The following is a 12,200-nucleotide window of genomic DNA, read 5'->3' as shown; positions in this document are numbered from 1 at the left end:
TGGAACGACATGCTGCAAATCGCGACATATAACTTCAAAGCCATCTTGGAAGGTTGCCTATCGCTGGTTCCCGGGGGGAAGAGGCTGTTTCGACGCGGGACCCGAGGATCGGAATCCGCGCGTTACTGCTATTCAGTCTGGCTGCGTCATGTCGTCAGAACCCAGATGTACCGAAAGGTGCCTCTCGATGGCGTTGTAGTCGAACTGGGTCCGGGAGATTCGCTGGGCATGGGACTTGCCGCGCTGCTGTCGGGGGCTCGTCAGTACATCGCAGTAGATGTGGTTTCGCATGCGAGCGCTATCCATAACTTGGCTGTTTTCGACGAGTTGGTTCGTCTGTTTAGCGAAAGAGCTGCGATCCCCGATGGTCAAGAGTTTCCGCTGATCAAACCCGATCTTGATGACTACGCTTTTCCGGAAGAGATCCTTGATCAGCAATGCTTGGCCAGGAGTCTGGCGGCTGAGCGGCTTGCGGCGATAAGGGCCTCGTTGCTGGGCGAGGGACCCGAGGTTGGTGAACCGCTGGTTCGCTACGTGGATCCGAATACGGCCGAGGCCTTGATTGAGGCCAATAGCGTGGACTGGGTGTTCTCCCAAGCAGTCCTGGAACATGTGGATGACTTGATCGGGACTTATGGCGCTTGCCATGCATGGCTCAAGCCCGGGGCCATCACGTCACATGATGTTGACTTCAAGTCCCACGGCACGTCCCGAGTCTGGAATGGTCACTGGGCATACCCAGACCTCGTTTGGCGGCTACTCCGGGGCCGCCGGCCCTATCTGCTGAACCGCGAGCCCTGTGCTGTCCATCTTCAGGGGATGGCCGATGCCGGCTTCGAAATTCTTTCAGTCGAGCGGGTGCGCAAGCCGTCGCAGCTGCGCCGGGCACAGTTGGCCCGGCGCTTCCGCAGCATCGGCGACGACGACCTGACGACCGCGAGCGCTTTCGTCGTCGCGCGCAAGCCGGCTGGAGACAAGCTTGGGCACTGACGGACGCTCGCCGCCAAGGCAAAATGGCTCTAAGAACTGTCGAGCGCGGCCATCGAAGGGAGAAGTATCGTGAACTCGGACCTGTCGCGCCTCGTCGACCCGGATAGCGGGGAGTCGATCAGACCCGTTGCTGGTGCGGATGCATTGGTCGGCGCCGGCGGCCGGCGCTATCCGGTCATAGGCGGCATCCCGCGCTTCGTTCCGCCTGAAAACTATGCCCTGGCCTTCGGCCTGCAGTGGAAACGGTTTCCGAAGACCCAGCTTGATTCCTACACTGGGCTCCGGCTGTCGGAGGACCGGCTCGCACGCTGCCTGCGCGGCGAACTCGGGGGGCTCGCTGGCAAACGGGTGCTCGAGGCAGGGTCGGGCGCCGGGCGATTCACTGAGGTGCTTCTCAAGTACGGTGCGACCGTCGATTCGTTCGACTACTCGGCTGCCGTCGATGCGAATGCCGAGAACAATGGTGATCATCCGAAGCTGACGTTGGTCCAGGCCGACATCCGCCGGATTCCGTTCCCGCAGGCGAGCTACGATGTCGTGGTCTGCCTTGGCGTCCTCCAACACACGCCGGACCCCGAGCAAAGCATTCGCTGCCTGTGGGAAATGGTGAAGCCAGGCGGCGTGCTGGTAATCGATCATTACCGCCGCAAGCTCCGCAACTATCTCCCGCCGCCAATTGGCGTCGCCGGCATGGTTTACCGCTGGATAATTCTGCGGCTGCCGGGTGATCGTCAGTTCGCGGCGGTCAAGCGAATCGTGGACTTCTGGTTTCCGTTGATGTGGCGGTTCCGGGACTCGAAGCTCGCCCAGTTCGTGATCGCCCGCTTCTCGCCCGTGGTCATGTACTACCCGCACTTTGGATTGCGTGACCGCCAGATGTATTACGAGTGGATGCTGCTCGACACCCACGACGCGATGACCGACACCTATAAACACCGGCGCACCCCCGGCCAGATGTACCGCTTCCTGCGGTCTCTGCGTCCGTGCCCGTCCTCCGAGCCGGTCGTAACCGCAGGCGGTAACGGCGTAGAGGCCTTCTGCCGGAAGCCCGGATGAGGTCTTCGGTTATGCCAGCCCGGCGGACCTGACGATGTGCGGTATTGCTGGCGTCATCGGCCACGCATTGCCCGACCTTGAGCCGCGACTTGAGGCAATGGCCTTGGCGCTCGTCCACCGTGGCCCCGATGCCGGCGGCATCTGGACCGATGCGGCGGGCGGTATCGGTCTTGCCCATCGGCGGCTGTCGATTCTCGATCTCTCGCCCCAGGGCGCTCAGCCGATGGCCTCCGCCTGTGGCCGCTTCGTCCTCTGCTACAACGGTGAGATATACAACCACGGCGACCTGCGTCGTGAGCTTGACGCCTACCACCCGTCTTGCTGGCGCGGCCATTCCGACACCGAGGTGCTGGTCGAGGCAATCGCCACCTGGGGGGTCGACAGGGCGCTCACTCGCTGCAATGGCATGTTTGCCTTCGCGGTCTGGGATCGGGCGGAGCGCCGGCTGACGCTGGCTCGCGACCGGATGGGCGAAAAGCCGCTCTACGTAGGTCGTGTTGGTGGTGTCATTGCTTTTGCCTCCGAGATCAAAGCGCTTCGGGAGCTGCCCGGATGGCAGCAAACGGTGGATACGGAGGCGCTGTCCGAATTGTTGCGCTATGGCTACGTGCCGGCTCCGCGGTCGATTCACTCGGGAATCTTCAAGTTGCCCGCCGCCGCCACGGTCAGTTTTACGCCGGACGACGCTGCGGCGCCGCTTGGCCGCGAAGACTTCGTCGCCCGCGTTCGCCACTATTGGGGACTCGCCGCAGTCGCTGCGGCCGGGGTCTCAGATCCCTTCGCCGTCGATGCCGACGCCGCCGCGTCGGCCCTCGAACCGTTGCTTGCCGACGCGGTTGCGCGGCGTATGGAAGCCGATGTCCCGGTCGGTGCGCTACTTTCGGGTGGCGTCGACTCGTCATTGGTGGCGGCGCTGATGCAGCGCACGGCGTCGCGGCCGATCCGCACCTTCACTATCGGGTTCGACGACGCGCGCTTCGACGAGGCACGCCACGCGCGCCGGGTTGCCGAGCACCTTGGCACCGACCACACCGAGCTCCACCTGACACCCGATCAAGCGCTCGACGTCATCCCGCAGCTACCCCAGGTCTACGACGAGCCCTTCGCCGACGCGTCGCAAATTCCGACGCTGCTCGTTTCGGCGATCGCCCGCGAGCACGTCACTGTTGCCCTGTCGGGCGACGGTGGCGACGAATTGTTCTTCGGCTACGGCCGCTATCGAGATGCGCTCGCGATCTGGGACCGCATTGGTGGCTGGACGCCGGGCTTGCGCCGGGGTGTGGCCGCCGGGCTCGGCGGTGCCGGACGAATGGTGGGAGGCAACCTCGGCTTCCGGCTGCGCCGCCTCGGCCGCCGGATCGACGCCGCCGACTTCGACGCCTATTACGCCAACCTCTTGTCGGTCGCCCTAGAGCCGACCGCTGCGAGCATATGGCCGCAGGGGCTGCCCGGTGCCCTGGTGTTTCCGGCCGCTCTCGCAGACCCTTCTATGCGGATGATGTTCGCCGACCAGCAGGCCTACCTACCCGACGACATCCTGGTCAAGACCGACCGGGCCAGCATGGCGGCGAGCCTCGAACTGCGGGTGCCGTTGCTCGACCATCGGATCGTCGAATTCGCCTGGCGGCTGCCGGACGGCTGCCGCCGCGACGGCGCCACAGGCAAGGCGGTATTGCGGCGCCTTCTCTACCGTCACGTGCCTAGGGAGATCGTTGATCGCCCGAAGCAGGGCTTTGAGATTCCGGTGGACGACTGGCTGCGCGGGCCGCTACGTACGTGGATGCTCGATCTGCTCGATCCGTCGGTGCTGCGCCGCGAGGGACTGATCAACGCTAAAGCGGTCTCTGTGCTGGTCGCCGACCACCTGGCGGGGCGGGGGCGCAACGGCTTTGCGCTGTGGCCCTTGCTGATGTTCGAGGCTTGGCGGCGGCGCTTCGGATGAGCGGCGCGCTCCGGATACTCGTCGTCGCCAATCTCCCGCCTTGGGTCCTCGGCGGCGCCGAGAACCAGGTGGCGCGGCTCGTTGAGGCCTGGGCCGGGTTCGGTCACCAGGTCGAGGTTGCCGGGCACCGGATTCCCGACGGCGAGGCCCGACTCGGGGTGGCCGCCGTACGCACCCACCGGATCGCGGTGATTGATCGCCTCGGCCGTGCAGGCCGTGCTGCGAGCTACTTCGTCTCGCTCGCTCGGCTACTCGCGCGCATCGGCACTAGATTCGACGTCGTCTATGCGCGTGGACTCGGCGACGCGGCGATCTCGATCTGTCTCCTGAAGGCCGCCGGCTTTACGCGCCTGCCGCTCGTTGCCTGCCCAATCAACGCCCGCGGCGCCGGCGACGCGGCCTTCATCCGCTCGGTTCCAGGCTGGCGGCGGATCGCCGCCGTAATCGACCGCCACTGCGACGCGATAAACCTGATCGCGCCGGCGATTGCCGACGACCTTGCAGAGATTGGCGTCGTCACGCCGAGCCTGTCGCGGATTCCGAACGGCATCGCGCTGGCGCCGCCGCTCGAGCGGACCGTGGTTGGTCCGGTACGGCGGCTCGTTTGGACCGGGCGTCTGTGCGCACAGAAGGGACTCGACCTTCTGCTGGTGGCACTGGCCCGGGTCGTTGCGTCGGGTCGCGACTTCCGGGTCGAACTGGTCGGCGATGGACCAGATGCGGCCATGCTCGTCGGCCGCTGTCGGGAGCTGGGCCTGGCTGGTCATGTCGTCTTCACCGGGCCCCTGCACCGCGATGAGATCCGGGGGCGACTCGAGTCCGCCGATGCCTTCGTGCTGCCGTCGCGTTACGAGGGCATGTCGAACGCGGCGCTCGAAGCGATGGAGGCCGGCTTGCCTTTGCTCCTGACCCGTTGTGGTGGCATCGATGCCTGGGTGGACGACACCGTCGGCTGGATTTGTCCTCCCGAGGACGTCGAGTCGTTGTTCGACTCCCTCTGCCGCCTGCTCGACGTGCCTGACGCCGACCTGCTCGCGAGGGGGCGACGAGCACGGGTGTTGGCCGAGCATGAGTTTGGTATCGATGCTGTCGCGCGGCGCAACATCGAACTGCTCGCGGCCGTCGCAACAGCCGCGAGCGTGGCGACCTGCCACGAGGAGGCGTGATGCGCATACTCGTCCTCAGCAAGCGCCAGTACATGGGGAAAGACCTGCTCGACGACCGTTACGGCCGGTTCTACGAGATTCCGGCAAGTCTTGCCTCTTGCGGCCACGAGGTGATCGGCGTGGCGCTCAGCTATCGGTGCCGCGACGAACGTTGTTACTTTGGTGACACGGACTCTCGCCCTGGCATCGCCTGGCTCGGGCTCAACGCGCTGCCCTGGGGCGTCTGGCGTTACCCGTGGCAGCTCGCGCGGATCGCCGACAACTTTCGGCCCGACGTCGTCTGGGCCTGTTCTGATGCTTTTCACGCGATTTTCGGTGCCCTGTTCTCGCGGGCGACCGGCGTGCCATTGGTGATTGACCTCTACGACGACTTCGAGAGCTACGCCGCGACCGGGCTGCCGGGCGTCGCGCCGGCATTTCGTGCCGCCTGCCGTCGCGCCGCCGGCCTCACGGTGGTCAGCCGGACCCTGCGTGACCGCGTGGTTGCCGACTATGGCATCCAGGCGCAACCGGCCGTCGTCGGAAATGGCGTCCGCCGTGACCTCTTCTATCCGAGAGACCGACGGTGGGCACGAGCGGCGCTTGGCTTGCCGGTCGATGCGCGGCTTGTTGGCACCGCCGGCTCGCTTAGCGCTGACCGCGACATTGGGGTTTTGTTCGAAGCGTTCCTCGCGCTCGCCGAGTCCGATCCCTTACTCCATCTGGTCGTCGCTGGTTGCCGCGACGGCACGCCGGCCTGCTACCGCCATCCGCGGATTATCGATCTCGGCGTGTTGGCGCTTGAGCAGGTTCCCGAGCTCATCTCGGCCCTCGACGTCGCAGTCGTCTGCAATCGAAACTCGGCTTTCGGGCGTTGCTGTTTCCCGCAGAAATTCCACGAAATCGCCGCCTGTGGCACCCCGGTAGTTGTGGCCCGTGTCGGCGACGTTGCGACGCTCCTTGCTGATACCCCCGGACGTCTCTATGAGCCTGGCGACCCAGTCGACCTTGCACGCCGTATCGCCGGCCAGTTGATCGCGCCTCGGCCTACGACTGACATTGTGGTCCCGGGCTGGGGCGATTGGAGCGCCGTAGTCGAACAGATCCTTGCCGACGTGGCTGCTTAGGCGGGGCGCCCCGGCTCAGGTTCGCAGCAGGCGCCGGAGCGCGTTGCGCAGGTTGTTGATGGCACTTTGCCGTACGTCCTGCGATGTCTGCACGAGCATCGGGCGGTAGTCATCAGCGAGGGGGCGGTCGCGCACGAGCGCGTCAGCCTCGCCCCCGCAGCGGTGCGGTGGGCTGGGGGTATTCAGTTGGTACTGCTATCTACATGCCCGTCCTCGGGCGCTCGGGTCGTGGCGTACAGCAACTGGGTAATCTGCTCGGAGACCAGGCCGATCAGAAATGCCAGGATCGAAGTGGTGAACAGCAGCGCGCCTGCATTTGTGAATCGGCCGGCGACGACATAGGTGTAGGCGTAGTACCAAACGCTAGCTGCGAACAGGGTCGCCGCCACGGTGCCAAAAACCTTCAGCGGCGAGTACAGCGTGGCGATCTTCAAGATGATGATGAAAAAGCGCCCTCCGTCCTTGAGCGGGCGGATATGGCTACTGGTGCCTGCGGTGCGCGCGAGCACGGTAACGGGTTCGAAATGCACGCCGTAGCCGGCGCGAATCAGGCACATCGTGCTGGTGGTCGGGTACGAGAAGTGGTTTGGCAGCAGCGGCAAAAACTGGACAAAGGCCCGGCGACGGACCGCCCTGAATCCCGAGGTCAAGTCGAGGATCGGCTGCCCTGTCAGCCAACTGGCGAGCCAGTTGTAGAGCCCGTTGGCGAGTCTGCGTGGCAGGTTGGCGTGGGCCTGCGCGGAGCGAGTGCCGACCACCAGGTCGTGCCCCTCGGCCAAGCGGCTCAGCAACAGTGGCACGTCCTCGGCGCGATGCTGGCCGTCGGCATCCATCATCACCAGCCATTCGCCGTTGGCGGCCCGGGCTCCGGACTTGATTGCGGCACCGTTGCCGCGTGAGACCGGGTGGCGGATCACCCGCGCGCCGGCCGCCGCCGCGCGGGCGCCGGTGTCGTCACTGGAGCCATCGTCAACAACGATGACCTCCTTGATGGCCGGGAGGCGCAGCAGGGCGGAGACCAGGGGCGTGATGCTGGCGGATTCGTTGCGGGCTGGAATGATGACGCTGGTTTCTGCGCTCATGGGTTTGCTGTGGCGGGCGGTCTGGCACGCAATTCACCGATCCAGTGATCCAACTCGGCGCGGCGTTGGCTGTCGTCAATCAGCCAGCGGCCGAGGCCTCGCCTTGGATCGCAGTCGCGGGCTTGCTCTAGCGCCATTATGGCTCCGGGAATATCGCCCAGCCCCTCTCTCAGCCCTGCGGCGGCTCTCCACAGAGGATCCGAGCATTGCGTGCGTAGGGCCAGCTCCAGGGCGGCCAGGGCGGCGGAGGGCTCGTTACGGGCGGCGAACAGTTGCGCGATCTGGTTGTAGATCAGGCGGCCATCCTTGTTCCCGTAGGTTTGGTTTTCGGAGAGCGCATCCAGGGTGGCGATGATGTCGTCAACGCTGACGAGCGTGCAGTGGCCGGCTTCGATATTCGCCAGCAGTTTCTCCAGTGTGGGAACCACGGCGGAGTCGTAGTCGTAGTCGTCGTTGGCAATTCCCCGCTGCACGCGTTCCCAGTGCGCGGGAGATTCGCGTCCCAGCCGGCATTCCATGTAGTAGCTGGCGAGATCGGCGGTCAGGTGCCGGGGATTTCTCGCCAGCAGATCGTTCAACTCCGCCAGCGCCCGGTCCTCATGGCCGCGCACTCCCCAGTAATTGGCGTTGGACAAGCGTGCGCGTGGCGAGGCGGGATTCTCCAGCGCCCAGACGTTGTAGAGTCGTCCCTCGTCGCCCCAGACCGTCGAGGCGGAATGGCTCAGGGTGCCCAGCAGAAGCAGGCTCAATCCGGCGAGCGCCGGTGCCAGTGCCCGCAGGCGCGGCCGCGTTCCCAGCAGTCCGTGGATGCTGACGACCAAGCCCAGCAACAGCCCGAACATCGGCAGGTAGTTGCGATGCAGGAAGTACAACTCCAGGGGAATCGGGCTGGCTTCCAAAGCGTGGCCGGCGAGAAAAAACAGTACCGCCATCGCCAGCCAGGGCGCGCGACGGGCGCCGTACCAAGCCAGTAGGGCCGCTCCCAGCAACAACAGCCAAGGCCAGAGTGTGATCAGTCCCTCGCGCGCCAAGCTGTGCACCGGATAGTTGTCGTAGTAGAGCGAGGTGCGCAGGCCGGGTTGCAGGATCAAGCCCAGATAGCTGAGCAGCACGTGTCCTTCGGTAATCAGGCGCTGGGCAGGGCTGAAGCCGCGCCAGGCGATGGGCTGTAGGAAGTCCACCACGGAGGCGATGTAGGCTAGAACGGCGAGGCTGGGCAGCCAGAGCAGCAGCCATCGCGCTCGGCGGCCTGCTGCGGTCTTTGGTAGCGGTGCGACGGTCCTTTCGAGGGCGGCGGCGACCAGCGGAAGCACGGCCGCGCTTTCTTTGCAAAGCCCGGCGAGCAGGGCAAGAAGCCCGGCGAGCGCGCAGAGCCTCAAAGCACTCGCGGACCTGCCGTCGAGCAGGCGCTGCCGCGCGGCGAGCAAGGCGAGCAGGCTGAGCATGACGAAGGCCGTGCACAGAATGGTCATCCGCTGTACGACCAGAAACACTGTGGCGGTTTGCAGCGGGTGCAATAGCCAAAGGCCCGCAGCGGTCAGGGCCAGCCAGTCGGCACGGTCCGTCGTGATCCGCCCGGCGCGGAGCAATTGCCTGGCTAGCAAGAAGGCAATCAAGCCAGTCAAAAGGTGCAGAAGTAGGTTGGTGCGCTTGAATGGGCTCGGGTCAGTCGGCCAGTCGTTGCCGTCCAGTAGGAAGCTGGCCATCGAGAGTGGGCGCCCACCCGGGCCCGAGGGGTTGTCGAGAATGAACTGCAGTGCGCCTGCGGAAGTGTCTGTCGGTAAATCCCCCAGGGGAGACAGATTGGGGATGTCGTCAAACAGGAAGGGGCCGCTGAGGCCGGGCCTAAAGGAAAAGAAGCCGACGATCAGCAGCAAGGCCAGTGCAACAGAGAGCTTCAGAGAGTGTGCGGCCAGCGGCATGGAGGGGGGCAGTTTTGCGAAGCTGCAAGTCTAAGTTGCGTGTGGATGACCGGGTTCGCCCTGGGCTGGGATGAGGGCAAAAAAAAGGCCCGCGAGCGCGGGCCTTTTCCCATCTTGCCGATTACGGACGGCAGGAGGAGGGACGGTACTTGCCGGCCAGGTCGCCGCCAGTGGAGCAGGTCCACTTGACCGCGCCGTTGGTGGTCGCCGGCGTCAGGAGCAGGGTCTTGGTGTTGAGGGCGGTTTCGCCGCTGTAGGTGATGGTGATCACGCCGTTGGTGCCGATGCCAACGCTCTTGACGTTGTTGCCGGTGATGGAGTTGGCGGAAACGACGCCGGCGGTGGCGTTGTCGCCCGGCAGGGTGCCCTTGGTCTGGAAGTACTCGGCGACCGCAGTCTTGGAGGCGGAGGCGAGGTTGAGGCCTTCAGTCACCTTGGAGCGGATGATGTAGTCCTGATAGGCCGGGATGGCGATGGCGGCGAGGATGCCGATGATGGCAACCACGATCATCAGTTCGATCAGGGTAAAGCCTTGCTGCTTCTTCATGAGAGGTCTCCTGGGAAAGTTAGTGCGCGGGGCGCAGAATTCAGCAGCAATAGTCGGGCCGTCTGCAAATGCGGGGATTCAAGGACTGCGGATGCCGTCAGTCTGGCGAAAAATGGTTCGTAACTGACAAAAAAAGTCAGATTGTGTTGCCATCTCTCTCCGTAAATGGGCGCCGTTGTCCGTCGCGCGGTGACAGAAGGTGCCGGATGCTGCTTGGGCGGCGGAGCTTGTCGGGAATTACCATTTTTGGAGCCCAACAGACACGCAACGTCCGCTGCCAGCTACGGACTCGCCAGCTAGTTGCGGCAGGACGAGGGCTTGTACTTGTTGGCGATAGTGGAATCGGTGCCTGCGCAGGACCACTGCACCGAGCCGGCGATAGTGGTGGGGCTAAATACCAGGGTCTTGCCTGCGATTTCCGGCTGGCCGGTGTAGGTGATGACCACCGCGCCATCATCCACTGTCACCCGGCTGACGTTGTTGCCGACAATGCTGGTGGGAGAGGCGACCTGCGCATCCGCATTGTCGACCGGCATGACGCCATGGGTATGAAAGTGATCCACCACGGCAGTTTTTGCCGCCGACGCCAGGTGGATGCCTTCCAGGATCCGCGCGCGCAGGATGTAGTCGCGGTAGGCCGGGATGGCGATGGCGGACAGGATGCCGATGATGCTCACCACAATCATCAGCTCCAACAAAGTGAAGCCGCGCTGCGTTTTCATAGCTGTTCTCCCGCAGCCCGACCGGCTGCTCCTCGGGCAGGAGGGGGCATAAGCCGTGCCAGCGCTTGTCGCGGGTGGAAACTACGGTGTTGTAAGTCGGGAGGGGAGCCGACGCAGCGAATGTCTCCGCAGGGTTCGGGCTCAGCGCGAACTCGCTCAGTGCGTCGCCCCCACCCTAACCCTCCCCCGCAAGCGAGGGAGGGGACTGGTTCCCGTGGCGAAGAATAAGGTCGCCGATCAAGCTGGAAAGCGCGCTAAGCGCGGACCACGGTGCCGCCGAACTGGCGCATCTTCCCCCGGGTGTCGATGACCAGCCGGCTGTGCCGGGCGATCAGCGCGTAGTCGAAGGCGCTGTGCGCGGTGGTCAGGATCGCCACGTCGGCGGCGGCCAGGGTTTCGGCGCTCAGCGGCAGGGCGCTGTGCGGGTAGTGGCCGCGCCGCAGCGGCGGGATGCTGGGGATAAAGGGATCGCAGTAGTTCACCTCCGCGCCCCGGGCCTCCAGGCCTTCCAGCAGTTCCAGCGCCGGCGACTCGCGCAGGTCGTCGACATCGCTCTTGTAGGCGATGCCCAGCAGCAGCACCTTGCAACCCTTCAGCGACTTGCCCTGCTGGTTCAGGGCCTCGACGGTGCGGGCGATCACGTAGTCCGGCATGCCGTGGTTGATCTCGCCGGCCAGCTCGATGAAACGGGTGTGCAGGCCGTACTCGCGCGCCTTCCAGGTCAGGTAGAAGGGGTCGATGGGGATGCAGTGGCCGCCCAGCCCTGGCCCCGGGTAGTAGGGGGTGAAGCCGAAGGGCTTGGTGGCGGCGGCGTCGATCACCTCGAAGATGTCGATGCCCATCTTCTCGGCTACCAGCTTCATCTCGTTGACCAGGCCGATGTTCACTGCCCGGTGGATGTTCTCCAGCAGCTTGGCCATCTCCGCCACCCGGGTGGACGACACCGGCACCACCCGGTCGATCACCCGCGCGTACAGCGCGACGCCGGCGTTCAGGCAGGCGGCACTGATACCGCCGACCAGCTTGGGGATGTTGTGAGTGCCAAAGCGGGCATTGCCGGGGTCTTGCCGCTCGGGCGAGAACACCAGGCCAAAGTCGATGCCGGCCTTGAGGCCGCCGCGTTCCAGGATTGGCTGCACCACCTCGTCGGTGGTGCCGGGGTAGGTGGTGCTCTCCAGCGAGATCAGCTGGCCCGGCCGCAGGCAACGGGCGATGGCCTCGGCGGTGTTTTCCACGTAGCTGAGGTCGGGCTCGCGGTGCTTGCCCAGCGGCGTCGGCACGCAGATCACCAGCGCGTCGCATTCGCCCAGGCGGGAAAAGTCGGTGGTGGCGGTGAAACCGGCTGCTGCCGCCGCGCGCAAGCTCTCGGCCGGGATGTAGTTGATGTAGCTCTCGCCGGAGGCCAGCTTGGCCGGTTTGGCGGGGTCCACGTCGAAGCCGGTCACCTTCAGCCCCACCTCGGCAAAGCGCAGCGCCAGCGGCAGGCCGACATAGCCCAGGCCGATGATGCCGATGTGCGGCTGGGGGGCGAGCAGGGCGGATTCGAACGGCGTCATGGCGCGGGCAGGCAGGGGAGCCCGGGAATCATGCCGCAAAGGGCCCGCGAAAGGCGCGCGCCCTGGCAGGCGGGTAAACTCTCGCCCCCGCAAAGTGCCACCTGTGTCGCT

10 protein-coding genes are annotated in these 12,200 nt (G+C 65.1%); 5 read left to right on the top strand and 5 right to left on the bottom strand.

The window, feature by feature from the left end; genetic code table 11:
• Nucleotides 1-9 precede the first annotated feature (9 nt).
• From ED208_RS02450 to ED208_RS02430, 5 genes are all read left to right on the top strand, one after another.
• Nucleotides 10-990 carry a methyltransferase domain-containing protein gene (locus tag ED208_RS02450; RefSeq protein ID WP_123210254.1) on the top strand — a complete coding sequence of 327 codons (981 nt, stop codon included), beginning with the start codon at nt 10-12 and terminating at the stop codon, nt 988-990.
• Nucleotides 991-1,059: 69 nt separating this feature from the next.
• On the top strand, nt 1,060-2,046 hold the full coding sequence (locus ED208_RS02445; RefSeq protein WP_158608397.1) for a class I SAM-dependent methyltransferase: 987 nt from the start codon (nt 1,060-1,062) through the stop codon (nt 2,044-2,046).
• Nucleotides 2,047-2,080: 34 nt separating this feature from the next.
• A complete protein-coding gene (asnB, locus tag ED208_RS02440; protein ID WP_123210252.1) occupies nt 2,081-3,988 on the top strand; it encodes an asparagine synthase (glutamine-hydrolyzing) in 1,908 nt (635 codons plus the stop codon).
• Complete coding sequence (locus ED208_RS02435; protein WP_123210251.1) at nt 3,985-5,154, top strand: glycosyltransferase family 4 protein; 1,170 nt, start codon at nt 3,985-3,987, stop codon at nt 5,152-5,154. Before asnB ends, ED208_RS02435 begins: the two co-directional genes overlap by 4 nt.
• Nucleotides 5,154-6,260 (top strand): glycosyltransferase family 4 protein, encoded by a 1,107-nt coding sequence (locus ED208_RS02430; protein ID WP_123210250.1) that lies wholly within the window; start codon nt 5,154-5,156, stop codon nt 6,258-6,260. Before ED208_RS02435 ends, ED208_RS02430 begins: the two co-directional genes overlap by 1 nt.
• A gap of 182 nt (nt 6,261-6,442) precedes the next feature.
• On the opposite strand, the gene ED208_RS02425 is transcribed toward ED208_RS02430, so the two are convergent.
• From ED208_RS02425 to ED208_RS02405, 5 genes are all read right to left on the bottom strand, one after another.
• Nucleotides 6,443-7,342: a glycosyltransferase family 2 protein gene (locus ED208_RS02425; RefSeq protein WP_123210249.1), complete on the bottom strand. Its 900-nt coding sequence runs from the start codon at nt 7,340-7,342 to the stop codon at nt 6,443-6,445.
• Complete coding sequence (locus tag ED208_RS02420; protein WP_123210248.1) at nt 7,339-9,264, bottom strand: hypothetical protein; 1,926 nt, start codon at nt 9,262-9,264, stop codon at nt 7,339-7,341. Before ED208_RS02420 ends, ED208_RS02425 begins: the two co-directional genes overlap by 4 nt.
• A gap of 121 nt (nt 9,265-9,385) precedes the next feature.
• A complete protein-coding gene (locus ED208_RS17535) occupies nt 9,386-9,811 on the bottom strand; it encodes a pilin (RefSeq protein ID WP_123210247.1) in 426 nt (141 codons plus the stop codon).
• 296 nt (nt 9,812-10,107) lie between these two features.
• Nucleotides 10,108-10,533, bottom strand: coding sequence for a pilin (locus tag ED208_RS17530; RefSeq protein ID WP_123210246.1), 426 nt, complete (start codon nt 10,531-10,533; stop codon nt 10,108-10,110).
• Nucleotides 10,534-10,787: 254 nt separating this feature from the next.
• A complete protein-coding gene (locus ED208_RS02405; protein ID WP_123210245.1) occupies nt 10,788-12,089 on the bottom strand; it encodes a nucleotide sugar dehydrogenase in 1,302 nt (433 codons plus the stop codon).
• Nucleotides 12,090-12,200 lie beyond the last annotated feature (111 nt).

This window comes from Stagnimonas aquatica, assembly GCF_003730135.1.
In the GTDB taxonomy this organism is placed as follows: Bacteria; Pseudomonadota; Gammaproteobacteria; order Nevskiales; family Nevskiaceae; genus Stagnimonas; species Stagnimonas aquatica.
This window is presented reverse-complemented; position numbering and strand designations above follow the sequence as displayed.

Bases quoted from the DNA above. Each gene is read 5' to 3' on its own strand.
- ED208_RS02435 (WP_123210251.1), top strand. From the start codon at position 3,985: ATGAGCGGCGCGCTCCGGATACTCGTCGTCGCCAATCTCCCGCCTTGG.
- ED208_RS02450 (WP_123210254.1), top strand. From the start codon at position 10: ATGCTGCAAATCGCGACATATAACTTCAAAGCCATCTTGGAAGGTTGC.
- ED208_RS17530 (WP_123210246.1), bottom strand. From the start codon at position 10,533: ATGAAAACGCAGCGCGGCTTCACTTTGTTGGAGCTGATGATTGTGGTG.
- ED208_RS02405 (WP_123210245.1), bottom strand. From the start codon at position 12,089: ATGACGCCGTTCGAATCCGCCCTGCTCGCCCCCCAGCCGCACATCGGC.
- ED208_RS17535 (WP_123210247.1), bottom strand. From the start codon at position 9,811: ATGAAGAAGCAGCAAGGCTTTACCCTGATCGAACTGATGATCGTGGTT.
- asnB (WP_123210252.1), top strand. From the start codon at position 2,081: ATGTGCGGTATTGCTGGCGTCATCGGCCACGCATTGCCCGACCTTGAG.
- ED208_RS02430 (WP_123210250.1), top strand. From the start codon at position 5,154: ATGCGCATACTCGTCCTCAGCAAGCGCCAGTACATGGGGAAAGACCTG.
- ED208_RS02425 (WP_123210249.1), bottom strand. From the start codon at position 7,342: ATGAGCGCAGAAACCAGCGTCATCATTCCAGCCCGCAACGAATCCGCC.
- ED208_RS02420 (WP_123210248.1), bottom strand. From the start codon at position 9,264: ATGCCGCTGGCCGCACACTCTCTGAAGCTCTCTGTTGCACTGGCCTTG.